This window comes from Serratia sp. JSRIV001 (assembly GCF_019968745.1).
Lineage (GTDB): Bacteria > Pseudomonadota > Gammaproteobacteria > Enterobacterales > Enterobacteriaceae > Chania > Chania fonticola_B.
In genome coordinates this window covers 1,313,654-1,340,566 of sequence record NZ_CP074147.1, presented here as the reverse complement: position 1 = coordinate 1,340,566, position 26,913 = coordinate 1,313,654, and the positions used below count along the sequence as shown (strand labels likewise).

21 protein-coding genes are annotated in these 26,913 nt (G+C 55.2%); 9 read left to right on the top strand and 12 right to left on the bottom strand.

The window, feature by feature from the left end; genetic code table 11:
- Positions 1 to 68: 68 nt before the first annotated feature.
- Positions 69 to 1,139 (bottom strand): tRNA preQ1(34) S-adenosylmethionine ribosyltransferase-isomerase QueA, encoded by a 1,071-nt coding sequence (gene queA, locus KGP17_RS06025; protein WP_021805506.1) that lies wholly within the window; start codon positions 1,137 to 1,139, stop codon positions 69 to 71.
- 117 nt (positions 1,140 to 1,256) lie between these two features.
- Here queA and KGP17_RS06020 point away from each other — a divergent pair, with 117 nt between their 5' ends.
- The 3 genes from KGP17_RS06020 to ggt all read left to right on the top strand — a co-directional run bounded on the left by KGP17_RS06020 (position 1,257) and on the right by ggt (position 4,662).
- Positions 1,257 to 1,838, top strand: a complete 582-nt coding sequence (locus KGP17_RS06020) for an ACP phosphodiesterase (RefSeq protein WP_037375264.1) — start codon at positions 1,257 to 1,259, stop codon at positions 1,836 to 1,838.
- A 230-nt stretch (positions 1,839 to 2,068) separates the two neighbouring features.
- A complete protein-coding gene (locus KGP17_RS06015) occupies positions 2,069 to 2,671 on the top strand; it encodes a peroxiredoxin C (protein ID WP_037375265.1) in 603 nt (200 codons plus the stop codon).
- A 227-nt stretch (positions 2,672 to 2,898) separates the two neighbouring features.
- The gene (gene ggt, locus KGP17_RS06010; RefSeq protein ID WP_179250780.1) at positions 2,899 to 4,662 is read left to right on the top strand and encodes a gamma-glutamyltransferase; all 1,764 of its coding nucleotides are present in this window, start codon (positions 2,899 to 2,901) and stop codon (positions 4,660 to 4,662) included.
- Positions 4,663 to 4,708: 46 nt separating this feature from the next.
- Here ggt and malZ read toward each other — a convergent pair whose 3' ends face one another.
- The gene (malZ, locus tag KGP17_RS06005) at positions 4,709 to 6,532 is read right to left on the bottom strand and encodes a maltodextrin glucosidase (protein WP_223499035.1); all 1,824 of its coding nucleotides are present in this window, start codon (positions 6,530 to 6,532) and stop codon (positions 4,709 to 4,711) included.
- A gap of 238 nt (positions 6,533 to 6,770) precedes the next feature.
- Here malZ and KGP17_RS06000 point away from each other — a divergent pair, with 238 nt between their 5' ends.
- Positions 6,771 to 8,036 (top strand): mechanosensitive ion channel family protein, encoded by a 1,266-nt coding sequence (locus KGP17_RS06000; protein ID WP_021805510.1) that lies wholly within the window; start codon positions 6,771 to 6,773, stop codon positions 8,034 to 8,036.
- A gap of 133 nt (positions 8,037 to 8,169) precedes the next feature.
- The gene (locus tag KGP17_RS05995; protein ID WP_059199996.1) at positions 8,170 to 8,433 is read left to right on the top strand and encodes a hypothetical protein; all 264 of its coding nucleotides are present in this window, start codon (positions 8,170 to 8,172) and stop codon (positions 8,431 to 8,433) included.
- A gap of 97 nt (positions 8,434 to 8,530) precedes the next feature.
- Here the strand turns inward: KGP17_RS05995 and KGP17_RS05990 are convergent.
- The 7 genes from KGP17_RS05990 to phoB all read right to left on the bottom strand — a co-directional run bounded on the left by KGP17_RS05990 (position 8,531) and on the right by phoB (position 17,540).
- A protein-coding gene (locus tag KGP17_RS05990; protein WP_179254119.1) for an IS3 family transposase occupies positions 8,531 to 9,891 on the bottom strand; the annotation gives its coding sequence in 2 pieces (ribosomal slippage) (positions 8,531 to 9,396 and positions 9,396 to 9,891; 1,362 coding nt in all).
- A 79-nt stretch (positions 9,892 to 9,970) separates the two neighbouring features.
- A complete protein-coding gene (gene proY / locus KGP17_RS05985) occupies positions 9,971 to 11,374 on the bottom strand; it encodes a proline-specific permease ProY (RefSeq protein ID WP_021805512.1) in 1,404 nt (467 codons plus the stop codon).
- Between the two features lie 73 nt (positions 11,375 to 11,447).
- Positions 11,448 to 12,767 (bottom strand): branched-chain amino acid transport system II carrier protein, encoded by a 1,320-nt coding sequence (brnQ, locus tag KGP17_RS05980; protein ID WP_037375329.1) that lies wholly within the window; start codon positions 12,765 to 12,767, stop codon positions 11,448 to 11,450.
- Positions 12,768 to 13,265: 498 nt separating this feature from the next.
- Positions 13,266 to 14,369, bottom strand: a complete 1,104-nt coding sequence (locus KGP17_RS05975) for a cobalamin-independent methionine synthase II family protein (RefSeq protein WP_179248286.1) — start codon at positions 14,367 to 14,369, stop codon at positions 13,266 to 13,268.
- A 188-nt stretch (positions 14,370 to 14,557) separates the two neighbouring features.
- Complete coding sequence (locus KGP17_RS05970) at positions 14,558 to 15,496, bottom strand: PstS family phosphate ABC transporter substrate-binding protein (RefSeq protein WP_094983241.1); 939 nt, start codon at positions 15,494 to 15,496, stop codon at positions 14,558 to 14,560.
- A 13-nt stretch (positions 15,497 to 15,509) separates the two neighbouring features.
- Positions 15,510 to 16,826 (bottom strand): phosphate regulon sensor histidine kinase PhoR, encoded by a 1,317-nt coding sequence (phoR, locus tag KGP17_RS05965; protein WP_223499034.1) that lies wholly within the window; start codon positions 16,824 to 16,826, stop codon positions 15,510 to 15,512.
- A gap of 24 nt (positions 16,827 to 16,850) precedes the next feature.
- Entirely contained in the window at positions 16,851 to 17,540 is a 690-nt protein-coding gene (phoB, locus tag KGP17_RS05960) for a phosphate response regulator transcription factor PhoB (protein WP_179248288.1), read from the bottom strand.
- Between the two features lie 224 nt (positions 17,541 to 17,764).
- Between phoB and sbcD the strand changes: the two genes are divergently transcribed.
- The 3 genes from sbcD (at position 17,765) to licT (ending at position 23,306) form a co-directional block, all read left to right on the top strand.
- Positions 17,765 to 18,994, top strand: coding sequence for an exonuclease subunit SbcD (gene sbcD, locus KGP17_RS05955; RefSeq protein WP_021805516.1), 1,230 nt, complete (start codon positions 17,765 to 17,767; stop codon positions 18,992 to 18,994).
- Positions 18,991 to 22,242, top strand: a complete 3,252-nt coding sequence (gene sbcC / locus KGP17_RS05950) for an exonuclease subunit SbcC (RefSeq protein WP_223499033.1) — start codon at positions 18,991 to 18,993, stop codon at positions 22,240 to 22,242. The genes sbcD and sbcC overlap by 4 nt, the downstream gene beginning before the upstream one ends.
- A gap of 206 nt (positions 22,243 to 22,448) precedes the next feature.
- A complete protein-coding gene (gene licT, locus KGP17_RS05945; protein ID WP_021805518.1) occupies positions 22,449 to 23,306 on the top strand; it encodes a BglG family transcription antiterminator LicT in 858 nt (285 codons plus the stop codon).
- 49 nt (positions 23,307 to 23,355) lie between these two features.
- Here the strand turns inward: licT and mak are convergent, their stop codons facing one another.
- Positions 23,356 to 24,264, bottom strand: coding sequence for a fructokinase (gene mak, locus KGP17_RS05940; protein ID WP_223499032.1), 909 nt, complete (start codon positions 24,262 to 24,264; stop codon positions 23,356 to 23,358).
- Between the two features lie 240 nt (positions 24,265 to 24,504).
- Between mak and rdgC the strand changes: the two genes are divergently transcribed.
- Positions 24,505 to 25,416 carry a recombination-associated protein RdgC gene (gene rdgC, locus KGP17_RS05935; RefSeq protein WP_021805520.1) on the top strand — a complete coding sequence of 304 codons (912 nt, stop codon included), beginning with the start codon at positions 24,505 to 24,507 and terminating at the stop codon, positions 25,414 to 25,416.
- A 76-nt stretch (positions 25,417 to 25,492) separates the two neighbouring features.
- Here rdgC and ppnP read toward each other — a convergent pair whose 3' ends face one another.
- Together ppnP and KGP17_RS05925 are read right to left on the bottom strand one after the other, a co-directional pair.
- The gene (gene ppnP, locus KGP17_RS05930; RefSeq protein ID WP_021180225.1) at positions 25,493 to 25,783 is read right to left on the bottom strand and encodes a pyrimidine/purine nucleoside phosphorylase; all 291 of its coding nucleotides are present in this window, start codon (positions 25,781 to 25,783) and stop codon (positions 25,493 to 25,495) included.
- Positions 25,784 to 25,967: 184 nt separating this feature from the next.
- The gene (locus tag KGP17_RS05925; protein WP_223499031.1) at positions 25,968 to 26,897 is read right to left on the bottom strand and encodes a DUF1177 domain-containing protein; all 930 of its coding nucleotides are present in this window, start codon (positions 26,895 to 26,897) and stop codon (positions 25,968 to 25,970) included.
- Positions 26,898 to 26,913: the final 16 nt, after the last annotated feature.

Genomic DNA, 26,913 nt, shown 5'->3' with positions numbered 1-26,913 from the left:
CCTCCAGCGTCAGAGATACAGTCTGACGTCATTAAAACAGGACCACGCATTGTGCGTAGCCCGGGAATTTATTCCCCGACGGATTCGCTTTCCGCCAGTGGATTACGGCTGATAAACATCGCATCGCCGTAGCTGAAGAAACGGTACTGCTCGGCCACCGCCTGATGATAGGCGTTCATGGTGTTTTTATAGCCGGCAAACGCCGAGACCAGCATGATCAGGGTGGATTCTGGCAGGTGGAAATTGGTTACCAGCGCATCGATCACCTGATAGTGATATCCCGGATAGATAAAGATGCTGGTATCGCCGAAGAAGGGCGCGATCAGCGCATCCTGGCAGGCATTAGCCGCGCTTTCCAGCGAACGCACCGACGTGGTGCCCACGGCAACCACCCTTTTGCCCCGCGCCTTACAGGCTAATACCGCATCCACTACATCCTGCGGCACTTCGGCGTATTCCGCATGCATCACATGCTCTTCAATGGTTTCTACCCGCACCGGCTGGAAGGTGCCAGCGCCAACGTGCAAGGTGACAAACGCCATCTCAATGCCCTTGGCGCGCAGCGCAGCCAACAGCGGCTCATCAAAATGCAGGCCAGCAGTCGGGGCCGCTACGGCACCTGGCTTTTCGCTGTAGACGGTCTGATACAGTTCGCGGTCGGCGTCTTCATCCGGACGATCGATATACGGCGGCAGCGGCATATGGCCCACCGCGTTGAGGATGGTGAACACGTCACGATCGTCGTTAAAGCGCAGTTCGAACAGCGTGTCATGGCGCGCGACCATGGTGGCGGCAATGCTTTCGTCATCGCCCAGCAGCAGTTCGGTACCCGGCTTGGGGGATTTAGAGGCACGCACATGGGCCAGCACCCGATGATCGTCCAACACCCGCTCGACCAGCACTTCTATCTTGCCGCCGCTGACCTTGCGGCCAAACAGGCGCGCCGGGATCACGCGGGTATTGTTGAACACCAGCAGATCGCCCGCTTCCAGGTTATCCAGCAGATCGGTGAACACACCGTGCGTCAGGCCTCCGCTTGGCCCGTCCAGCTGCAGCAAACGGCAACCGCTGCGCTCAGGCTGTGGATAGCGGGCAATTAAAGACTCGGGGAGCTCAAAAGAAAAATCGGCGACGCGCATGGGTATTCACTTCTTCAGCTAGCTAATTGGGAAAAAACAGGCGGTACAGTCTAAAGCCGCGGGCGACAAGCAGCAAGGAATAAGGAGGAATTGCATGACTTGGGTTATAGTTGGCAGATGAATTTTCTCGCTCATCTCCATTTGGCCCAGCTTGCGGAAAGCTCGCTGCTTGGCAACCTGCTCGCCGATTTCGTGCGCGGCAACCCCGCAGGTGATTACGATCCGGCGGTCGTGGCTGGCATCATGATGCATCGGCGCGTCGATGTTCTGACCGATATTCAGCCGGAAGTCAAAGCCTGCCGTGACTTTTTCAGCCCGCAATTCCGCCGCGTAGCCCCTATTACGCTCGACGTGGTCTGGGATCACTTTCTGGCTCGCCACTGGCAACAGCTTGAGCCAACCTGCAGCTTACGTACCTTCACCCAACAAGCTCGCAGCGTGATTGTGCCGCACCTGCCGCAAACGCCGCAGCGTTTCCAGAATCTGAACAGCTATCTTTGGCCCGAACGCTGGCTGGAACGTTACGCCGAGCTGCCGTTTATCAGCGATGTATTGGCAGGCATGGCTAGCCGCCGCCCACGGCTGGCCGCATTGGCTGGCTCCTTTGCCGACGTGGAACGCCAGTATCATCAGCTTGAAACACAGTTCTGGCAGTTTTATCCTCGTATGATGGAACAGGCCAGAAACAAGTCATTGTGATCGCCGGATAAAAAACCCTATTACTCATCCAGTTAACGGAATGTGGCTTTTTGTCCTTGCCCTTTTGTACGAAAAGGTTATTTTGAAAGACTGCTGAATTTATTCTCTCGGTTTGATAGGTGGAAGCTATCTCATTGATTGGTCTTTCACCCTTCCCTCACCGAGTGGTGGCCCTTATACTGGCCCCTGCTTTTACATCAACCCATTGAACTACTATTACAGGAGTAATTATGGTCCTGGTAACTCGTCAAGCCCCTGACTTCACCGCTGCAGCCGTTTTAGGCAATGGCGAAATCGTAGAAAACTTCAACCTGAAGAAGCACCTGAACGGCAAACCAGCCGTACTGTTCTTCTGGCCGATGGACTTCACCTTCGTATGTCCTTCTGAGCTGATCGCTTTCGATCACCGCTATGAAGAGTTCCAGAAGCGTGGCGTTGAAGTTGTAGGCGTTTCCTTCGACTCAGAATTCGTCCATAACGCATGGCGTAAAACCCCTGTCGACAAAGGCGGCATCGGTGAAGTGAAATACGCAATGGTTGCTGACGTTAAGCGCGAAATTCAGAAAGCTTACGGCATCGAACACCCAGAAGCGGGCGTTGCCCTGCGTGGTTCTTTCCTGATCGACAAGAACGGCGTTGTTCGTTCCCAGATCGTGAACGACCTGCCAATCGGCCGTAACATCGACGAAATGATCCGTACCGTTGACGCGCTGCAATTCCACGAAGAGCACGGCGAAGTGTGCCCAGCTCAGTGGGAAAAAGGCAAAGCAGGTATGGGCGCATCTCCAGACGGCGTAGCTAAATACCTGTCTGAGAACGCTTCCAAGCTGTAATTTCAGCCTGTAAGTGTCAGAACCGGTCAGCCCTGCTGGCCGGTTTTTTTTATGCCCAAAATCGGTGCAACCGCCCCCCTCCTGTGCAATATTCCCCTGTTTCGCTTCACATTTTTCACTCTGCCGACCGCCGCATCGCCTATTCGTAGCTACTCTTCATAGGTTGGCCTGCGCTTTGCAGCACCTGCGGGACAAATAATAAAACAGGGATCAACACAGGAGTCGTTATGTTTTTACAAAAATGGAGTCAACCGCTGACCTTGGCAGCCTTGCTGGTCAGCAGCCAACTGTATGCCGCATCAACCCCGGCGGTGGAAGCGCAAAATGGCATGGTGGTCACCTCGCAGCATCTGGCCTCTCAGGTCGGCGTCGATATTCTCAAGATGGGGGGCAACGCGGTGGATGCGGCGGTCGCGGTCGGCTATGCCCAGGCGGTGGTTAACCCCTGCTGTGGCAATATCGGCGGCGGCGGTTTCATGACCCTGCACCTGGCCGATGGCACCGATACCTTTATCAACTTCCGTGAAACCGCTCCGGCGGCGGCCAGTGCCGATATGTATCTGGATGCGCAAGGCAAGGTGAAAAAAGACGCCAGCCTGTACGGTTATCTGGCCGCTGGCGTGCCGGGAACGGTGCTGGGGATGGAGACCGCACGTAAAAAGTACGGCAAGCTGAGCCGCGAACAGGTGATGGAACCGGCTATCAGGCTGGCCCGTGAGGGCTTTATCCTGACGCGGGCCGATACCGATATTCTCGACACCACCGTCGCACGCTTCAAACAAGACCCGGAGTCGGCCAAAATCTTCCTGCGTAAAGACGGTTCTGCGCTACAACCGGGCGATCGCCTGGTGCAAACCGACTTGGCTAACACGCTGGAAGCCATCGCCAAAGAAGGCCCCTCCGCATTCTATCAGGGCAAAATCCCGCAGGCGGTTGAAGCCGCCGCCAAACAGGGGGGAGGCATCCTCACCGCCGCCGACTTCGCCAACTACCAAGTGACCGAGGCTACGCCGATAACCTGTAGCTATCGCGGTTATAAATTCGTCTCTGCGCCACCACCTAGCTCCGGCGGCGTCACGCTGTGCGAGATCCTCAATATCGTTGAGGGTTACGATCTGAAAAGCATGGGCTTTAACTCGGCTGCGACGATCCATACCATGACCGAGGCGATGCGCCATGCCTATATGGATCGCAATACTTATCTCGGCGACCCCGAGTTTATCAAGAATCCGATCGATCGGCTGGTGAGCAAAAGCTACGCCGATGAGATCCGCAAGAAAATCGTCGCCAATCAGGCTACGCCTTCTGTCAATGTACAACCGGGGATGGAGCCGCACGAAAAGCCGGAAACCACCCACTATTCGATTGTCGATCATGAAGGGAATGCGGTGTCGACCACCTATACCGTCAACGGCCGTTTTGGTGCCGTGGTGATCGCACCGGGTACCGGTTTCTTCCTCAACGATGAAATGGATGACTTTACCGTCAAGGTTGGCGAGAAAAACCTCTATGGTTTAGTGCAGGGAACGGCCAACGCCATCGCCCCCGGTAAGCGCCCACTATCCTCCATGAGCCCTACGCTGGTGACCAAAGACAACAAAATCTTTATGGTACTCGGCTCGCCAGGCGGTTCACGCATCATTACCATCACGCTGCAGACCGCGCTGAACGTGATCGATCATGGCATGGCGCCGCAGGAAGCGGTGGATGCGCCAAGGATCCATCATCAATGGTTGCCGGATGAGGTCTATTACGAGCAGCGCGGTGTCTCTGCCGATACGCTAAAAATCCTCAAAGAGATGGGCTACAAGATGGTTGAGCAAACCCCTTGGGGCGCTGCGGAGCTGATTCTGGTGGGATTACCGGGTGCAGCGGGTGTCACCCCGGCCAACTCGGGTAACGACTCTGCCGTTTCTGGACGCGTACGTGAGGGCTACCTGTACGGAGCCAACGACGTACGCCGCCCGGCAGGATCTGCAGTGGGATACTGACGGATCGGGTTTACCCGCCAATTGGCGGGTAAACCTTTAGCCAACTTTAACCACGTAGCCGCCACACGCTGGCCGACTCGGCCGCTAACTGCAACCGCAGGCCACCTTCCTGTGCAATAAGTTCACCTTCCCCTTCCACAAGCTGCCATTTCCCCTCTCGCAACAGCGGGCTATAAGGCAGTTCGACTTCTCCGCTATCACTTCGCTGCAACGCCACCAGCACCTGCTCCCGCTGGTAAGTACGCACAAACACCAGCGTCTCCCCCTGCGCATACAGCACCTGGCAGCCGCCACGGCGTAACGCCTTGCTCTGCTTACGCAGTGCCGTCAGGCGGCTGAACAAGGCCAACAGCGGCCGATCCCATTGGCTTTCATCCCAAGGGAACGTCTTGCGGCAGAAGGGATCGTTGCCGCCATCCAGACCAATCTCATCACCGTAATACAGACAAGGCACGCCAATCCACGCCAGCAGCCACACCGCCGCCATCTGCATCCGGCGCGGATTGTTATCCAGCAAGGTCAAGAAACGCGCCGTGTCATGGCTATCCAACTGATTGAACTGGATCAGTTGGCGGTTATGGGGCAATCCGGCCCGGTAACCGTCCATCCAGTGCGCACAGTCTGCCGCATCCAGCAGTACCGGATGATAAGCCACGTCGACACCGGCCAGAAACGCCCTAACCGGCAAGGCAAAGCCCATATAGTTCATGGCAGCGTCTTCAACTCCGGCATGCAGCCAGCGGCGCGCGTCGCCAAAATGTTCGCCCAGCACATAGGCATCCGGGTTCTCTTGCTTGATTGCCTGATACATTCCGGCCAGGTGATGGAGGTTTCCCGCTGCACCGCCGTTTTCCCCCAGCATATGCACCACGTCCAAGCGCCAGCCGTCGATGCTGTACGGTGGGCGTAACCAATGGCGTACCACGCTGTTGTCCGCCCGATAGATAGTATCGACCACCTGCGGTTCGGCAAAGTTGAGCTTGGGCAGATTGGTATTACCCTTCCAGCTCAGCACGTTACCGTCCGGATAGAAGTTGAACCAGCTACGATACGGGGAATCGGGATGATGGCATGCACCACCCTCTGCCTGTTGATAACGATCGAACCACGGATGGGAGTCTCCGGTATGGTTGAATACGCCGTCCAGCACCAGTTTCATTCCCATCTTGTGAGTGCTTACTCGCAAACGCAGCAAGGCGTCGTTACCGCCGAAGTAGGGATCGACCTGATAGTAATCTTCGGTATCGTACTTATGGACGCTGGGTGAGGTGAATATCGGGTTCAGATACAGGGCGGTGACGCCAAGCCGCTGCAAGTAGGGCAGCTTCTCGCTGATGCCGTCCAGATCGCCACCGTAAAAGGTCGAGGCAGCATGCTCATCTGCCAACGGGTGTTGCCAGTCACGACGTATCACGTCACTTCCGGCAGCATGATGGTGATAACTGCCATTCTGGATGCCATGCTCCCCACCGCTGCTGGCAAAGCGATCGGGGAAGATCTGATAAAACACCTGATCGGCTACCCAACCTGGGCTGCTATCCGGCTCATCCACGGCAAACTGAGCCAGTTGCCCCGGCGGGGTCAGCGACCAGCCCTGCGGGCCAAACCACTGCTGACGATCGGCCCATAGCAGTTTAAAACAGTAGCGCCGTACCGGCTCCCCTTCGTGCAGCGTCAGGCTGGCCTGATAGCGCCAGAGCCCGTCTACCGCCTTCGGCTTCATGATCAACAGCCACTCTTCATTGTCCGGCTCGACGCGTAGAAAGACCTGTTCGGGCAACTCGTCACTTTGTAACCACAAAGCGATCTCCAGACGCTGCCCCTTATTCACCATGAAAGGTGGAACCGGCTGATGCCAGGCATTTAGCATGAATTTTCTCCTGATGTAGCAAACCCAATCGACGACGAATGCAATGCCACGCACCATGCCACGTTGAGCACCGTTCTCCCTCATCTTTGAGTGATAAACTCGGGGATGAGCCGAGGGGTGGAGATGCTGATTTACAATGTAAAAGTGGGTAAACAGACACATATCATGCCCGATAACCTTTAGGCTAACGGGTTTTAGATTTATTGGATGTTTTTTAAGTACTTTGGAGGGAGCTAGCATGCAACAACAAATAAGGCACTGGTTGGAAAGTATTGGGCTGGAATTCACCGACATGATGTCACTGGCGATGGTGCTTGGGCTGATTGCACTGATTTCCGTGGTGATCCATCTGGTACTGCACCGCGTGGTACTGACCGCTATCCAGCGCCGTGGCCAGCATTCACAGCATCTCTGGCAGCAGGCCATCACCCAGCATAAACTCTTCCAGCGCGCCGCCCTGCTGCTGCAAGGGGTGATCATCAACGTGCAGGCGGTACTGTGGCTGCATAATGGCAGCCAGACTCAGGCAATTATCGTTACTGCGGCGCAGGTGTGGATCCTGTTATTCTCACTGCTGACGTTGTTCTCACTGCTCGACACGCTGTTGGCTCTGATGCGCCAAAGCCAGCTTGCCAATCAGCTCCCGCTGCGTGGCATCTTCCAGGGCGTGAAACTGGTCGCCGCGATCTTTATTGGCATCATGATCATCTCACTGCTGATGGGCCGCTCACCGCTGCTGTTACTCAGCGGTTTGGGGGCCATGACGGCCGTCTTGATGTTGGTGTTTAAAGATCCCATTCTCGGCCTGGTCGCCGGGATCCAGCTTTCCGCCAACGATATGTTGAAAATCGGCGATTGGCTGGAGATGCCTAAATACGGTGCCGATGGCGCGGTGACCGACATCGGCTTGACCACGGTCAAGGTCAGAAACTGGGACAACACCGTCACCACCATTCCCACCTACGCACTGATCTCTGATTCGTTCAAGAACTGGCGTTCAATGTCTGAATCCGGTGGCCGCCGCATCAAGCGCAGCATCAATATCGACACCACCAGCGTCCACTTCCTGACGTCAGAGGAGCAGGAACGCCTCAACCGTAACCCCCTGTTGCAACGCTATCTGAACGATAAAACCCAGGAGCTGGGTAAGTACAATCAACAGAGCGAGGTGGATCTCAGTTCGCCGCTCAACGGCCGCCGCCTGACTAATGTCGGTACTTTGCGTGCCTATTTGGTGGCTTATTTACGTTCGCACCCGGGGATCCACCAGAATATGACGCTGATGGTGCGCCAATTGGCCCCAACGCCGGAAGGGTTACCGCTGGAGATTTACGCCTTTACCAACACCACTGTGTGGGCAGAGTACGAAGGAATTCAATCGGATATCTTCGATCATCTGCTGGCGGTGATCGGCGAATTCGATCTGCGCATCCATCAGACACCAAGCAGCAACGACATGCGCAGCATGCTGGCAAACCTGCAGCCCGCGCCCAACAATTCCTAACGTAGCCTGACGAAATTATTTCTGTTGGTAATTATCTTCAACCGATTGCCAACAGATATCTCCCCTGACTTTCTTTCTGCCGCCGAATGGCTATTAATACTCACACGCCATTTTACCGTTCGGAGCAGGCATCTTGTTAACATCGTCAAAACACCGTCTGATCACCCTATTGGCCACGCTGATGTTTGCTGGCTACCTGCACAGCGCCACGCTGGACGAAAGCCAGATGAGCCGCACATTGCAACCGGCGCTCAGTGCCTTGAGCAGCAATATGATGGATATTCGTGAAGTGCTGGCGCGCTGCTCTGGAGAAGGGAAGGAAGAACGGTTATGCGAAAGCAATCTGGTGATGGAGGCCAGGGCCACCGGAGGGGACGATCCCGAGGAACACAGTTAAAAAAACACCGGTTCAAGGCCGGTGTCCGCTTGCTGACAAAGTCGCAATATAAGGGCGCAGCATGTGAACTGACCCCAAGAAGTTGGACGGTTTAAAATTAAGCAACCATCAAAGCCTGCGTTCTGTACTCCACAGGGCTCAGGCCTTTGAGCTTCTGTTTGATACGATGGTTATTGTAGTAATCTATGTACATGTCTATCTCTTCAGACAGCTGTTCCACACTCTCAAAGCGTTGTAAATAATACAGTTCAGCTTTCAGATGGCCAAAGAAGTTTTCCATTACCGCATTATCCAGGCAGTTACCCTTGCGAGACATGCTCTGTTCTATCCCATTTTCCTGCAACTGATGCTGATAAGCCGCCATCTGATAGTGCCAACCTTGGTCACTGTGCAGCAACGGCTTTTCTTCCGTTTTTAGCGTACTGAGCGCCTTATCCAGCATCGTTTTTACCAGACTGAACACAGGTTTACGGGACATCTCATAGGCAATGATTTCACCGTTAAACAAGTCGAGTACCGGCGATAAATACAGCTTTTTATCCGCCACCCGGAACTCCGTGATATCGGTCACCCACTTTTGGTTAGGCTCCAGAGCGGTAAAATCGCGCTGCAAGGTATTCGGGGCCACTTTACCGACATGTCCCTTGTACGAACGGTATTTTTTACGGCGAACGGGCGATTTCAATTGCAGCTCAACCATCAGTTTTTGCACGGTTTTATGATTTAGCACAGCCCCCATCTTTCGAAGAACACTGGTCACCCGGCGATAGCCGTAACGGCCTTTATGCTCGTTAAAAACAGCCATTATTTGCTGCTTGGTTTCACCATACTTATCCGGTGCTTGATGGCTTTTACAACAATAGTAATACGTACTGCGCGGCAGTTTTCCGGCCCACAGCAAAACCTCCAAACGGTGTTCTGACCTCAATGCTCTGATTATTTTTGCCCTTTTCGACGAGTCTGGGCTTCCTTCTGTTGCATCAAGGCTCTCAACTTTTTTATGTAATCATTCTGCGCACGTAAAAACTCGATTTCCTCCCGCATCTCTTCGGGGGTCAACTCATCAGGCGATTTATCGGCATGGGGGGTTTTGGGATGCTGACGCATTTGGCGACTACGCTTATTCAGGTTAAGGGCTTCAGCCCCATTCTCCCGATAGAGTTTAATCCAGCGTTCCACAGTAAGGTAAGAAGGAATATTGAATTTAGCGGCGACTGTCGCTAAAGAGAGCGGATTTGAAAGCGCGAATTCGACAACAGAGAGCCTGAAGTCAGGTGTGTAATGTTGCTTGCGTCCTAACCGCAGCCCCTGTTCCCCATGATGCTGATAAGCGGCAATCCATCTGCGTAGTTGGACATGGGCAATAGAAAACTTCTTAGCGGTCTGTTTTTGACCGCCGAGTCCGGCAAGATAGTACCGGACAACGTCAAGTTTGAACTGAAGTGAATACTTCATCAGAACTGTACCTCCAAATGTCAGATGTTTGTCCAACATTTGGGGTTCAGTTCACATGCTGCGCCCCCTAAATGAGTCTCGTTCAGTCCTGCTGCGTCAGCACGACCTGCTTTTTCTGGCGGTTCACCTTGATGTAGTAGCCCAGCAGCAGCACCGCGACCCATACCAGCCCGGCATACAGGGAAATACGCGTCGTTGGGAAGTAACCGATCAGGCCGATGATAAACACCAGGAAGATGATGGCAACCACCGAGGTGAATACCCCACCGCGCAGTGGGAACGCCAGCTTGCTAACCTGATCCTTGCTCAAGCTGCGGCGGAAAGCGATCTGCGAGAACAGGATCATGATCCACACCCACACGGTGGCAAAGGTCGCCAGTGAGGCAATCACCAGGAACACGCTTTCCGGCATGATGTAGTTGAGATACACGGCGATCAGCATGGCCGCCATCATCACCACTACAGTCACCCACGGAATACCGCGTTTGGAGATTTTGCTGAACACCTGCGGGGCATGCCCCTGCTCCGCCAACCCATGCATCATACGGCCAACGCCGAATACATCGCTGTTAATCGCCGACAATGAAGCGGTGATCACTACGAAGTTAAGAATACCAGCCGCAATGGTGATCCCCATATGCTGGAAGGTCAGCACAAACGGGCTACCGTTGGTCCCCACCTGGTTCCACGGATAGATGGACATGATGACGAACAGCGTCCCGACGTAGAACACCAGGATACGCCAAGGCACCGAGTTGATGGCTTTAGGGATCGACACTTTAGGATCTTTGGCTTCACCGGCGGTAATGCCAATGATTTCAATCCCACCGTAGGCGAACATCACCAGCTGTAGCGACAGGATCATGCCAATAAAGCCGTTACTGAAGAAGCCGCCGTTGACCCACAGGTTATGTATCCCGGTCGGTTGCCCTCCGTTGCCGATGCCCCAGAAGATGATGCCGATACCGGCGACGATCATGATGATAATAGTCGCCACCTTGAAGAACGAGAACCAAAACTCCAGCTCACCGAACACCTTCACGCTCATCAGGTTGATGGCACCGATGATCAGCACCACGCTCAACACCCAGATCCAATGCGGCACTTCCGGGAACCAGACGCCCATGTAGATGCCGAAGGCCGTCACGTCGGCAATGGCAACGATCAAGATCTCAAAGCAATAGGTCCAACCGGTAATGTAACCTGCCATTGGGCCGAGATAATCCTGGGCATAGCGCGAGAACGAGCTGGCCTGCGGATTATTCACCGACATTTCGCCCAGTGCGCGCATGATGATAAAGGCAATGATACCGCCGATCAGGTAAGCCAGCAGGACGCTGGGGCCAGCCATTCTGATGGCCTCTGCGGAGCCGTAAAACAGACCGGTACCAATGGCCGAACCCAGGGCCATAAAACGAATGTGGCGCGTGCTGAGGCCACGCTTGAGCTTATTGGCTGGAGCTGCGGTGGGTGACTGTTGTTGCATGAAAATGACCCGTCTTTATTTAAACGTAAAAAAGCCACGGACAAGTCCGTGGCCTAAAATTCAGACCGTAGGTTTAAGGGTGAGCAGTCACTTGGCTGCGTGCAAAAACCCGATCATAAATCGCGACCAGTACCAGCATCAGCAGCGAAGGTGGCAACCATGCCAGCCCCTGCGCCGCCAGCGGCAGGTGATTAGTCCATTCTGGCATCAAATGCTGGAAGTTGGACGCTTTCACCGCATCAAGGATACCAAACAACAGGCTGACTAACATCACCGGCGCAACAATACGTGATGCACTGGTCCACCAACGCAGGGTGAAACTCAGCAGCACCAGCACAATGCAAGGTGGATAGATCGCAGTCAGCACCGGGATCGAAATCTGGATCAGGTGGCTCAGGCCGAGGTTGGAAACCACCATCGAGAACAGGCCGAGAATGAATACCAGCGTTTTGTATGAGAACGGCAGGTATTGTTCAAAGAACTCCGCACAGGCACAGGTCAGGCCCACCGCGGTCACCATACAGGCGATGAAGATCAGCGCCGCCAGGAAGAAGCTGCCCAGGCCGCCGAAGGTATTTTGCACGTAGGCATGCAGCACTACCGCACCATTGGTGGCATCTGGCGTCAGCACGCCGCTGCCGGAGCCCAGTTTGAACAGGCTCAGGTAGACCAGCGTCAGTCCCACACCGGCGATCAAACCGGCCAGGATGGTATAACGGGTCAGCAGACCAGCGTCCTTCACCCCACGAGAACGTGCGGCGTTAACGATAACGATACCGAACACCATAGCGCCCAGCGTATCCATCGTCAGATAGCCGTTAACAAAACCGGAAGAGAACGGCACGGTTTGGTAGGCATCCACCGCCGGGATCGGCGTCCCAGCAGGCCACAACACTGCGGCAATACCCAGCACGGCCAATGCCACAATCTTCAGCGGAGCCAGAATATGGCCCACGGTGTCAAGCAAGCGGCCCGGATAGAGCGAGATGCCAATCACCAGTGCGAAATAGACCAGGCTGTAGATAAACAGCGGCATGGCACCGTCACCGGTCAACGGCGCAATACCCACTTCAAAGGAAACGGTCGCGGTGCGCGGGGTGGCAAACAGCGGGCCAACGGCCAGATAGCACACCGTTGCCAGCAGCAAGCCAGCGCTACGGCCAATCGGTGAGCTTAATGCATCAACGCCGCCGCCAACGCGAGCCAAGGCAATCACGGTGAGAACCGGTAGACCGACGGCGGTGATCAGGAAACCAATTGCCGCAGTCCAGACGTGTTCGCCAGACTGCAAACCCACCATCGGCGGGAAGATGATGTTCCCGGCTCCGACGAATAAGGCAAAGGTCATAAAACCCAAAGCCAGAATATCTTTTGACGCTAAACGATGACTCATAATCTGTTGTGCTGCCTGTTGAAATAAAAAATTGCCGATAAGCATGGTGGCAAAAGTGCCCCACTTCGGTTCGGTTGCCGGCCTGCTCTCTCATCGTAATACTCATGGGCAACAGACAGCGCGCAATAGCGGCGTCTGACCTTGATAAAGGCGAATACGCATGATGACGAGCAGATTTTTAGACGTTTTTTCCCGTGCTGAATTCCAGGCCGCAATCACCGCGGAATGCTGAGGAAAATGGAGGTTTAGTCCGGCAATAGGGGGATAGTTAAACGTTTATAGTGCCAAAAGGCAATACGCAGGACAGAAAGCAGAGTGATCGTCCAGATAATATTGCTCATCCAGTCGAACATAGGGGTTATCAATAAATATGCACTACATGATTTGTATTATTTTTGAGCACATCACTCACGAAATGTGAAACAAATGGTTACATAGTGCGTGAAAACACCAATAACCAGACACTAAACGCGTGTCATGTGCTCATTTTACTGGCGTTTACCAGACCGACGCTGCGATATTGACCACGCTACGCAGCTTATCCCACTGCTGCTGCTCACTCAGGCTGTTGCCCTCTTCGGTAGAGGCAAAGCCACACTGCGTGCTCAAGCATAGCTGTTTGATATCGACGAACTGCGTTGCTTCCTTGATACGTTGTTGCACCACCGCCGGATCTTCCAGCTCACCGGTCTTGGTGGTGATCAACCCTAGTACCACCTGCTGTTTGCCCGGCCTGATAAAACGCAGTGGCTCAAAACCGCCAGATCGTTCGTTATCATATTCCAGGAAGAAGGCATCAATATTGACCTGGCCAAACAGGATTTCCGCTACTGGCTCGTAACCGCCTTCCGAGATCCAGGTGGAACGGAAGTTACCACGACAAACGTGCAGACCAATGGTCAAATCATCCGGTTTTCCGGCAATGGCTTTATTCAGCACCTCTGCGTAGGTTCGGGCCAATTGCTCAGGATCTTCACCCCGCTCACGGATCTGGCGCTTCTGATCGTCGGAGCACAGATAGGCCCAGACGGTATCGTCAAGCTGCAGGTAGCGGCAGCCAGCGTCGTAAAAGGCTTTGATCGCATCGCGGTAGGTTTGTGCCAGATCGTCAAAGTAGCTATCCAGATCCGGGTAAACCAGCGGGTCGATCGCCTTACGGCCACCACGGAAATGCAGCACGCTCGGGCTCGGGATGGTCATCTTCGGTACAGCATCACCGGCTACGCTTTTCAGAAAACGGAAATCCTCCAGCATCGGATGGTTGCTAAAACCCAGTTTGCCGGTCACCTTGATGCTGCGGGCTTTGGTTTGCACGCCGTTAAACTGAATGCCCTGCTCAACGTCGTAGCCTTCTACACCATCAAGCCCTTCAAGGAAGTCGAAGTGCCACCAGGCGCGACGGAACTCGCCATCTGTCACGACCTGTAAGCCTATCTCTTGCTGTTTGCCAACAATATGGCGGATTTGCTCGTTTTCTACTGCGCGCAACTGAGCCGCATCGATCTCACCATTCTGGAACTGCTGACGGGCCGTTTTCAACGCCGCAGGGCGCAACAGGCTACCGACAACGTCGGCGTGAAAGGCATGGCTGGCTTTGGACATGTTCTGCTCCGATGATGCACTGAGGGCTTACCGCCGTCAGTTCCAATCATTGACAAGTTGAATTATTACGCCGGGTTACAAATGGACATCCAGACGTCTACACTGCTTGGGTGCATCCTTTCATGTCACCGGTCACCCGGCAATGGAGAAATTTTCATTGGTGTTGAATTAAATTCAAGTTGGCCGGACTACTCCAACCCCAATAGAGCGCGGGTTTTGCGCAGCGTATCTGGCGGCAACGGCAGATAGCCGTCGTGATTTACCAGATCCTGTCCCTGCGCAGACAGTACACGGTCGAGGAATGCCGCCGTCAGGGGCTCCAGCGGCTGGTTGGGAGCTTTGTTGATGTAGATATACAGATAGCGCGCCAACGGATAGCTACCGTTACGCACGTTGGTTTCGCTAGGTTCAATATAACGGTCACCCGTTTCTGCCAGGGGCAACAGCCGCACCCCGCTGGCACGAAAACCAATGCTGGCATAGCCAATGCCGTTTAACGATCCGGCCACCGCCTGCACCACCGAGGCCGACCCCGGCAGTTCATTCACCCGCGCCATAAAATCACCACCGCATAACGCACGCAGCTTGAAATACCCATAGGTACCCGAGGCGGAGTTGCGGCCAAAACGTTGCAAGGCACGCTGCTGCCAACCGCCCTGCAGCCCCAGCTCTCCCCAGCGGTTAATCGGCGTGTTTTCCCCGCAGCGGCGGGTAGCGGAAAAGATTTGATCCAGCTGTTGCAGATTCAACCCACGTAACGGATTGTCCTGATGCACCAGCACCACCAGCGCATCAACCGCGACCGGCACCGCCAGCGGAGCATAGCCATAGCGGTGCTCAAATGCCGACACCTCCGCCGCCTTCATTGGCCTGCTCATTGGCCCAAGCTGCGCCGCTCCTGCCGCCAATGCGGTGGGTGCCGTCGAGGAACCGGCAGCCTGCAGTTGCAGGTTCACGTTGGGATAGTGTCGGCTGAAATCCTGCCCCCATAGCGCCATCAGGTTGGCAAGGGTATCGGAGCCCACGCTGGACAGGTTGCCGGAAAGCATGCCATCCGGAGCAGCCACGGCCCCGCGGCCAACCAACAACAGTAGGCAAAGCAGCAAAGCTTGGGTAAATCGATTCATGGCGGGCGACCTGTTAATTTTTCACCGCATTCTCTGCTAAAGCCGCGGGAACAATCAACCGGTTAGGCAAGGTAAAGATAAAACGGGTGCCGATGCCTGGCTCGCTGAGGATCTCCAGGCGTGAATCATGATGGCTGAGCGCATGCTTCACGATCGCCAACCCGAGCCCACTGCCGCCGGTCTGGCGCGAACGTGCTTTATCCACGCGATAGAAACGCTCGGTCAGGCGCGGGATATGCTCGGCACCGATGCCCGGCCCGTTATCGCTGACCTGGAACTGAGCCCCGTGCGGCGTCTGCTGCCAGCTCACTTCGATGTTGGTACCCGCCGGAGTATGGTTGACAGCGTTGTACACCAGATTGGAAACCGCGCTGCGCAGCTGATCCTCATTACCGAACACCTGCAGATTTTCATTCACCCGGAAATTGATCTGGTGATTACCACTGCTGAGCGACTGCGCCTCACGCTGCAATACCCGCAGCATTAACGGAATATCAACCTTCTCGTTCATATCCACGTTTGGCGCGGCCTCTATCCTGGAAAGCGTGAGCAACTGCTTTACTAACCCATCCATGCGTTTGGTCTGCTCTTGCATGGTGCCCAAGGCTTTGCCACGCAGCGAACCATCCAGCTCTTCATCGCTCATCATCTCCAGATAGCCTTGCAGCACCGTTAGCGGCGTACGCAGCTCATGACTGACGTTGGCAAAGAAGTTGCGTCTGGCCCCCTCCAGTTGACGCATCTGGGTCACATCACGGGCCACCATTAGCAATTGGCCTTCGGAGTACGGCATGATACGGAATTCGACAAAGTGCTCGTTATTCAGCTGTAGCGTCAGCGGCCGGGTAAATTCTTGCTCTTGCAGATAATGACTGAATTCCGGATAGCGCAGCAGGTTGAGAATGTGTTGGCCGTTATCTTCCGGCCAGCGAAAGCCCAGCAGATGCTGTGCCAGGCCGTTACACCAGAAGATATTGCCCTCAACGGTGGTCATCACCACCGCATCCGGTAAGGATTCGGCCCCACTACGGAAGCGTTTGATCAACAGCGCCAGCTCACGGCGGCGGCGACGGTTACGCTGCTGCATCTGGTACAGACCATAGAACAGCGGCTCCCAGCTCCAGCGGCCAGGCGGCGGCGTCATGCTGCGGTCCACCCACAGCCAATGGGAGAGTTTGAGTTGGTTATAGAAGTTCCAGGCCAGCGCAGCCAGCACCGAAACCAACAGCAGCCAGGGCAGATAACCGAAAATCAGCCCCAGCAATAAGGCGGGCAGGCAAAAAAGGGCCAGCTCCAGCGACAGCCTCTTCCACGATAAACGTTCTAGCACGGTAACCTCTCCAGCGCAGTGCGATCAGTAGCGCGTTGAGAACCGATAACCGGTGCCGCGAACGGTTTGAACCATCTTGTCATGACCACTGCTCTCCAGCGCCTTACGCAGCCGGCGGATATGCACATCAACGGTGCGGTCTTCCACATAAACGTTAGTGCCCCAGACGTGATTAAGCAACTGTTCGCGGCTATAAACACGCTCCGGATGAGTCATAAAGAAGTGCAGCAGCTTGAACTCGGTCGGCCCCATCTCCAGCGCCTGCTCATTGGCCATCACCCGGTGTGAGGAAGGATCCAAGCTTAGCCCCTGCATTTCAATCACTTCTTCTACTGCCATTGGTGAAATACGGCGCATTACCGCCTTGATACGTGCCACCAGCTCCTTGGGGGAGAAAGGTTTGGTGATGTAATCATCCGCCCCAACTTCCAGGCCACGTACCCGATCTTCTTCTTCACCGCGCGCGGTCAGCATCATTACCGGGATATCCCGGGTCATCGCCTCACGCTTCATATGCTTGATAAACTGAATGCCGGAACCTCCCGGTAACATCCAGTCCAGTAACACCAAATCAGGGAACGGCTCAGACAGGCGCGTGACGGCACTGTCATAATCCTCGGCTTCCAACGGTTGGTAACCATTCTGTTCCAACACAAAGCACACCATCTCACGGATCGGCGCTTCGTCTTCCACCACCAGTATGCGTCTTGCCATCGTCAATCCTGCCAATGTGTTAGCGATCTCAGTTGATTGCGGTCGCCATTATGCGTCAGTTTTGTGACACTTTTATGAAAAAATAGCCCGTTCGAACGCAGTAAGCATAGCGATTATTTCTGACGGCAAACAAAAATCATTCGGCTCTCTACTTGATTGAGCCACGACAGGAGAGATCCCCCCCTTTATAATCGTCGCCATTATGTTGTCGCCCTGGGAGTTTTATGCGCCTGATCCATACCTCCGACTGGCATTTGGGCCAGTACTTTTTCACCAAAAGCCGCGCCGCCGAGCATCAGGCCTTTTTAGGTTGGCTGATCGAACAGGTGGAACAGCAGCGGGTGGACGCGCTGATCGTCGCAGGCGATTTGTTCGATACCGGCTCTCCGCCAAGCTACGCACGCGAGCTGTACAACCGCTTTGTGGTGGAGCTGCAACGCACCGGCTGCCAGCTGGTGGTGCTGGGCGGCAACCACGACTCCGTAGCCACGCTGAATGAATCGCGTGAGCTGCTTTCCTGCCTGAACACCACCGTGATTGCCAACGCGCAAAGCGAGCTTGAGCAGCAAATTGTGGTGCTCAACCAGCTTGATGGCCAACCTGGTGCGGTGCTCTGCGCCATTCCGTTCCTGCGCCCACGAGATCTGCTCACCAGCCGCGCCGGTGAGTCTGGCAACCAAAAGCAGCAGGCCCTGCAAGAAGCCATCGCCGAACATTACCAAAACCTGTATCAGGCAGCTTGTGCGCGCCGCGATGCGTTGGGTTTGCCACTGCCGATCGTCGCCACTGGCCATTTAACCACCGTGGGCGTCACCACCTCGGATTCGGTGCGGGATATCTATATCGGCACGCTGGACGCTTTCCCGGCTCAAGCGTTCCCTCCTGCCGATTACATTGCGTTGGGGCATATCCATCGTGCGCAGAACGTCGCCAAATCGGAGCATATCCGCTACAGCGGCTCGCCAATCCCACTGAGCTTTGACGAGTTAGGCAAAGCCAAAAGCGTGTTTATGGTCGATTTTGCCGACGGAGCATTGCAACAGATCACGCCACTGGAGATCCCTACCTTCCAGCCCATGCAGCTGATCAAAGGTGATTTGCAGCAAATCGAGGCGCAATTACAGCAGTTTGCCGATTATCAGGGCGAACTCCCGGTTTGGTTGGATATCGAAGTGGCCACCCAGGATTACCTCAGCGATATTCAGCGCCGCATCCAACAGTTGGCGGAAGATTTACCGGTTGAAGTGGTGCTGCTGCGGCGCAGTAAAGAGCAACGTAGCCAGACCCTTGCCCAGCAGGATAAAGAAACCTTGAATGAATTAAGCGTGGGCGAAGTCTTCGAGCGCCGGTTGGCGTTGGAAGCCGAGATGGCCGAACCGCGCCAACAACAGATGCGGCAGATGTTCCAGCAGGTGGTAGAAACCTTGCATCACCATGAGGAGCCATCAGCATGAAGATCCTGAGCCTAAGGCTGAAAAACCTGAACTCGCTACAGGGCGAGTGGAAAATCGACTTCACGGCGGAACCCTTCGCCAGCAACGGCCTGTTTGCCATTACCGGCCCCACCGGAGCGGGTAAAACCACCCTGCTGGACGCCATCTGCCTGGCCCTCTATCACCAGACACCACGCCTGGAAGTTAGCGCCAGCCAGAACGAATTGATGACCCGCCACACCGCCGAATCGCTGGCCGAAGTGGAGTTTGAGGTCAAAGGCGTCGGCTATCGCGCCTTCTGGAGCCAACGCCGGGCGAAAAACGATCCGGACGGCAACCTGCAGGCACCCAAGGTGGAGCTGGCACTGCGGGCAGACGGCAAAATCCTGGCGGATAAAATTTCCGATAAAAAAGAGCTGATTGCCGCGATCACCGGGCTGGATTTTGGCCGCTTCACCAAATCGATGATGCTGTCACAGGGCCAGTTCGCCGCCTTCCTGAACGCCAAGGCCAACGAACGTGCCGAACTGTTGGAAGAACTGACCGGCACCGAAATTTATGGACGGCTATCGGCACAGGTATTCGAACAGCACAAACAGGCGAAAAACGATCTGGACGCTTTGCACCACCGTGCCAGTGGGATTGAACTGCTTAATGATGAGCAGCGCCAGGCGTTGGAAAACCAGCTCAACGAGCTCGGCGCTGAAGAGCAACTTCTCAGCCAACAATCACAGCGGCAACAACATCAGTTGAGCTGGCTGCAACGCTGGCACGCCATCCAGCAACAGACTCAGGATTATCAGCAACAGCTGTCTGGCGTGCAGCAGGAGTATCAACTGGCCGAACCGCAGTTGCAGCAATTAGCTCGCAGTGAGCCCGCCGAGAAACTGCGCCCGTTGCTCAATGAGCGTAATCGTTGTCAGCAGGATCGTTTGGCGTTACAGCAACAGATCGAACAGTTGGCTCAGCAGCAAGAGCGTCAATTGGCCGAACTGACCCCGTTACAACAGCAGTTGGAGCAGGCGCAAAAGGCCAGACAGGCCCAGGCGGAACATCAGCAACAGCAGCAGACGCTGATGGATGACAAGGTGTTGCCGCTCGATCATCAGATTGCTCAGTTACAAAACCAACTGGCAGAAGCGCATAAACAGCATGCAGAGAGCCAGCGGCAGAGCGATGAGCTGCGGCGCACGCTGGAACAACTCACCGAAAGACGCGGCCAACTGGCTACCCTGGCGGGTCAATATCAGACCAGACAGCTTGAACTCACGGCAGCGCTGGATAGCCAACTCCAGCAGCAAGCCACGTTAGAGGCGCAATCCCCTCTGGAGAAACTGCGTCACCGCCAGGCCGAACTGAGTGGCTTGCGCCCGGTTCGCCAACAGTTGTCGAAACTGACCTTACTGTTCCAGCAGAGCCAGCAGCGCCTTGAGCAACAGCGGCTCGAATTCACTTCGCGCCAAAAACAGCTGACCGAAGTAGAAACCCAGCTCGATGCGGTGCGCCAGCAGTATAAACAGCAAAAAGCGCACCTGACAGACGTTGAGAAGACACTCGAACTGGAAAAACGCATCGTCAGTCTGGAAGCCGAACGGGCGCGTCTGCAAACCGATGCCCCCTGCCCGCTGTGCGGCTCCACGCACCATCCGGCGATCGAGCAATATCAGGCTGTCAAACCGTCAGAAACGGAGCAGCGCGTCGCTCAATTGCGCGCCCAAACCGAAGAGCTGCACACTAAAGGAACAGAGCTGCGTGCACGCAGTGAAAGCCTGAAAGAGCAGCAGCAACGCTTGCAAACACAGTTGAACCAGGAACTCGAGCAGCAGGAAAGCTATCTGCAAAACTGGCAAACCCTCAGCGCGCCCTTGGCCTTCGACTTTACGCTGCAAGACAGCGCCCGGTTAACCGCTTGGCTGGAGGCTTGCGATAGTGAGGAACAGGCCGGTCAGCAACTGCTGTTGCAACACGAACGGCTCGCCAAGGCCGTGCAACTGGCGAAGGATGCCCTGAATGCCCTGCAAACCGAACAGCAGAGTTCGCAACAGGAAGCGGCACGGTTGAATGAGCGCTTTGAACTGCTGCAGAAAAACCAGCAGGAAACTCAACGCCAATTGGCGCAGTGGCAACAGCAGTGCCTGACGAATGAAACTCAGCTGCTGGCACAGCGTAACGAACGCATCGCGCTGTTTGGTGAGCGAACGGTGGTTGAAGCCCGTGAGCAGCTACGCACGGCACAAATCGCCGCAGAGCACGCCCTGCAGCAGGCCACGGAGCAATTGCACAAAGCGCAGGAGCAGCGCGATCGCCTGGCTGGCCAGTGGGTCGGTTTGCAGCAACAGCAACAACAGCAAGCCGAACGGGGGCAACAGGCCGAACAGCAATGGCAGCAGGCCTTGGCCAGCAGCACCTTCGATGATGAGGCCGCATTCAACGCCGCGCTGCTGGATGACGACGTACGCCAGCGCTTACAGCAGCACAAAGAGCAGTTGCAGGAGCGTCAGGTGCGGGCCACAACGCTGTTGGCGCAGGCCGTACAAGCTCTGGAACAGCACCGTCTGGAACGCCCTGCGGATCTGGATGAAAACCAGGTCAATATTGAGCAACTCACCACCGCGCTCAGCGAACTGGCAGAGCGGCTGAAAACATTACAGCTGCGCCAGGGCGAGGTACGTAACCAACTGAGCAGCGATGCCGAGCGCCGCCTGAATCAACAGTCCCTGTTCGAACAGATCGCCCAAAGCCAGCAGCAGTACGACGACTGGAGCCTGCTCAACCAGCTTATCGGTTCCAAAGAGGGCGACAAGTTCCGCAAGTTCGCTCAGGGCCTGACCCTGGATCATCTGGTGTACCTGGCCAACAACCAGCTTGGCCGCCTGCACGGGCGCTATCTGTTGCAGCGCAAAACCAGTGATGCGCTGGAGCTACAGGTAGTAGATACCTGGCAGGCAGATGCTCTGCGCGATACCCGAACCCTTTCCGGTGGTGAAAGCTTCCTGGTGAGTCTGGCGCTAGCGCTGGCCTTGTCCGATCTGGTCAGCCACAAGACCAGCATCGATTCGCTGTTCCTGGATGAGGGCTTCGGCACGCTGGATGCCGAGACGCTGGATACCGCGCTAGACGCCTTGGACAGCCTTAACGCGACTGGCAAAACCATCGGCGTGATCAGCCACGTTGAGGCAATGAAGGAGCGCATCCCGGTGCAGATTAAGGTGAAAAAGGTCAATGGCCTGGGGGTCAGCCGACTGGACGCGCAGTTTCGCATCGAATGACTGCTACTGAGGTTTACGTCAAGAGGTAACTACGGCCAGAAGTGTGATCGTGGCGACAGTACAGGCTGAAAAGCATTGAGCCCGCGCCGACAACGGTTATCATGATAATGATTACAGGATTGTCACTGTGCATACAGGCAAAACCTGACCTCCGGGATCGCTCCTGGGCGTCGGGTTTTTTCGTTTTCAGCGGGCCGGGAATAGCCATGAAAATCGCTAAAATACTCAATAATAACGTAGTGATTACGCTGAATGACCATCAGGAAGAAACGGTGGTTATGGGGCGTGGCATTGGCTTTCAAAAGAAAGCCGGGGAAAGTGTGGATGAAAGCCTGATCGAAAAGGTGTTCACCCTCAACAGTGGCGAAATGAGCGAACGCTACAAAGAACTGCTGGCGGAGATCCCGCTGGCGTGTGTCACCACTGCCGACAAAATCATCACCCTCGCCCGCGAGCGGCTGCCGGGGAAACTGCATAACATTGTCTACATCACGTTGACCGACCATATCCATTTTGCGCTGCAACGCCACGCGCAAGGGTTGGATATCAAGAACGCGCTGCTGTGGGAGATCAAAAAACTCTATCCAAACGAGTTTGCCATCGGGCTTGAGGCGCTGACCATCATCGCCCAGCGTCTGGAAACCACGCTGCCGGAAGACGAGGCCGGATTTATTGCCTTGCACCTGGTCAACGCGCAGCTCAATGACGAAATGCACAACACCCTGCATATCACCCGCGTGATGCAGGAGATCCTCAATATCGTCAAATACCATTTCCGTTTTGACTACAACGAGGAGTCGCTCAGCTACCATCGCTTTGTCACCCACCTGAAATTCTTTGCCCAGCGCCTGTTAGGCAAGAATTACGTCAACAGCGAGGACGATTCGCTGTATCAGGTGGTGAAGGAGAAATACCGCGAGTCATTCGCCTGTGCCGGCAAGATCAACCAGCACATCGAGAAGAGTTACCAGCATCAGCTGACCAGCGAAGAGATGCTGTTTCTGACCATCCATATCGAGCGGGTACGCAGCGAAAGCGAAAAGAATTACACGCCGAAGGAGTGAAGCTGGGGATCACAACGGGCACTGCATGCAGTGCCCCTACGAAGGTATGTTACACCTGAGGCCAGAGCCAGGCGGCACCGCGCACACCGCTCGAATCACCGTGAATTGCCTTACGGATTGGCGTTTCGCACTCGCCGCCAAATACCCAAGGTTTTACCAGTGACGGCACCGTTTGATACAGCCGTTCCACGTTGCTCATCCCGCCTCCCAGGACAATCATATCGGGATCAAAGAGATTGATAACGTGCGCCAGAGACTTTGCCAGCCGCATTTCGTAACGCTGAATAGCCAACTCTGCCACCGCATCCTGTTGTGCAGCCAGCGCCATAATTTCGTGACCTTTTCGCGCCTGACCACTCAGCCGCGCATAGTCGGTGGCGAAACCGGTCCCGGAGATAAAGGTTTCAATACAGCCTTGCTTGCCACAGTAACAGGGCACCTCGGAGCGAAAACGCAGTTCATCCTCATCCAGCCACGGCAACGGGTTGTGTCCCCACTCGCCGGAAATGCCGTTGCCCCCGGCATGCACCTGGCCGTTTATCGCAACTCCAGCCCCACAGCCGGTGCCAATGATCACCGCAAACACGGTTTTTTTTCCGGCAGCGGCCCCATCCGTGGCTTCCGATACCGCCAGACAGTTGGCATCGTTGGCTAGCCGCACTTCGCGCTGCAGCATGGCAGAAAGATCTTTATCCATCGGCTGGCCATTCAGCCAGGTAGAGTTGGCGTTTTTTACCAGGCCGGTAAAGGGCGACAACGTGCCTGGGATCCCCACGCCCACCGAGCCTTGCTGGCCTGTTTTTTCCTCCGCCAGTGTCACCAGCCCGCAGATAGCCTCCAACGTCAGCTGATAATCATGACGAGGGGTGGCAATGCGATGACGGAACAGTTCTGCCCCATCGTTAGCCAACGCAATCACTTCAATTTTGGTGCCACCCAGATCGATACCAATACGCACAATTTCTCTCCCCAATTCAGCACGACAACAAACTTGCCGCCCAGTGTAGCGCATAGCCCGGCTCACGCCACGCTCACCGAATGTGACACCAATGGCAATTCCCCTATCTGGCTGTATGAAACGCGGCAGCGGACGCAAATCAACGGGAATGAGGCGATTTTTCAGCGTCAATTCGTTATTATGCCGCCCTGCTTTTGATGAATCTGCGTGCCAAATGCACGCCCAGCCTGGGATAACATTATGCTGTGGTTTAAGAATTTGATGGTTTACCGTTTGAGCCGCGACGTTGCGCTAACTGCGGATGAAATGGAAAAACAGCTCAGCGCCTTTGCCTTCACCCCGTGTGGCAGCCAGGACATGGCGAAAACCGGCTGGGTTTCCCCGATGGGCTCTCACAGCGACGCACTGACGCACGCGGTTAACGGCCAGATCATGATTTGCGCCCGTAAAGAAGAGAAGATCCTGCCCTCTCCGGTACTGAAACAAGAGCTGCAGGCCAAGATCGAAAAGCTGGAAGGCGAACAGCATCGCAAACTGAAAAAAACCGAGAAAGACTCCCTGAAAGATGAAGTGCTGCATAGCCTGCTGCCACGCGCCTTCAGCCGCTTCAACCAGACCTATATGTGGATCGATACCGTTAACGATCTGATTATGGTCGATGCCGCCAGCGCCAAGCGCGCCGAAGATATGCTGGCGCTGCTGCGTAAGAGCCTGGGTTCTCTGCCGGTAGTACCTTTGACCATGGAAAGCCCGATCGAGCTGACGCTGACCGAATGGGTCCGCTCCGGCGAACTGCCAGCAGGCTTTATCATTCAGGATGAGGCCGAACTGAAAGCCATTCTGGAAGAAGGCGGGGTGATCCGCTGTAAGAAACAGAACCTGATCAGCGACGAGATTGCCGTGCATATCGAAGCGGGCAAGCTAGTGACCAAGTTGGCGGTAGATTGGCAGGAACGCATTCAACTGGTGCTGGCCGACGACGGCTCACTCAAGCGCCTGAAGTTTGCCGATACCCTGCGCGATCAGAACGATGATATCGATCGTGAAGATTTTGCCCAGCGTTTCGACGCCGACTTCATTCTGATGACCAGCGAACTGGCGGCCTTGATCAGCAATACCATCGAAGCCTTGGGTGGCGAAGCACAGCGCTAATAAACAAAAGGGGCGCAACGTTGCGCCCTCTGGGGAATGCCGGGGAAAATCTTCATCCCCGGCCAAACAACACTGATTACTTACTCAGATAACGACACAGGTAGGCCGTCGCATCGGCAACCTGAACGTTGAATTCACTCTGCGCAGGCACAAAGAACTTCTCGCCTGGCGTAAACACCTGCCAATCCGGTGCGCCCGGTAACAGCACTTTCAATGCCCCGGTGATCACCGTCATCTCTTCCGGCTGTGCGGTACCGAAGGTGTATTCACCCTCTTCCATCACCCCGACGCTGGTACGACCGATGCTGCTACTATCGTAACCGATAGACTTCACTTTCCCGGCAAAATACTCGTTCACTTTCAGCATAGACTGGCACCTGCGTAATCATCTTTGAGGGATCTCCATATTGGGGGATGAAACCGGGTCTGTCACTGGTTTTTGATGCGAAATGCGATCGTTACGCATGGCAAAACATGAGCGGGATCAAACAATGGGTTCGGCGGCCAACGTTCGGCGTTCTATTGCTCATTCCATCTGGCGGAGATCACGGTTATTTCCGCTGTTGAAAATGGCTCAGGCTGCCATAAAGCGCCAGCAGACGGTCATATTCAGCAGGATCGTAGAAACTGCAGGTACCACGCCCAAACTCTTTGGCCACTTCCACGGCAAACTTCACCGCCAGCGCGATATCCACCTCATGGCTGGCACCGGTGCCACAACCCGGCACTACCGATTCAGTACAGATTGCCACACCTACTACTGGCGCTGCCGTAGCAGTTGAGGGTTGCAGGATACTGTTGAGGTGATGAACGTCATTACCATAGGGCGTAATGTCCTGCATGGTGATCGGGAAGGTCACTGCCGGGCGGCCACTGGTCATTTCCATGATACGCAAAAGGTCTTCCGACACCCGCAGGATGTAGCCCTGTTTCACCGTCGGTGATAGTGCATAGCCCTTGTGGTTGATAATACGATTGCCCTTGGTGGTATCGATCGACAAAATGGCATCGGCTTGCGGCACCACTTCGTTATCATTCATCGTGACGTCATCGATGGGCGAATCCATAAAATCGACCGGATCGTGTGGGCGAGTGGGTGCGTTCGGGCAAATATGCGTAGTGATCACCACGTCACCAGGCAGAACGTCACCTTTGCGCTGCATTTCTGCCAGCTTTAGCGCACTGGCGATCGCCGCAATCGCCCCATCACCGTCTGACACCAATCCTATACGCGTGGGGCGAGCTCCAATGCCGCCCAACCGGCCAATAATTCCCAACGTTGGCGCATCACCACCGGATTGCTTGCCTGCAATGCCAGGGATCTCGATGCGGACAAAGTCCGTGGTGCCCTTCTCACCGCTGACACGATGAGTGCTGGCCTTGACCGACGGGTAGTGGGCAAACAGATCGACCACGTCCTGCCCTTTGACATAGGCATTATCAATCAGCTCAAAGACCTGCAGCGTTTGTTGCAAACTCATGTTAATCCCTCGCAAA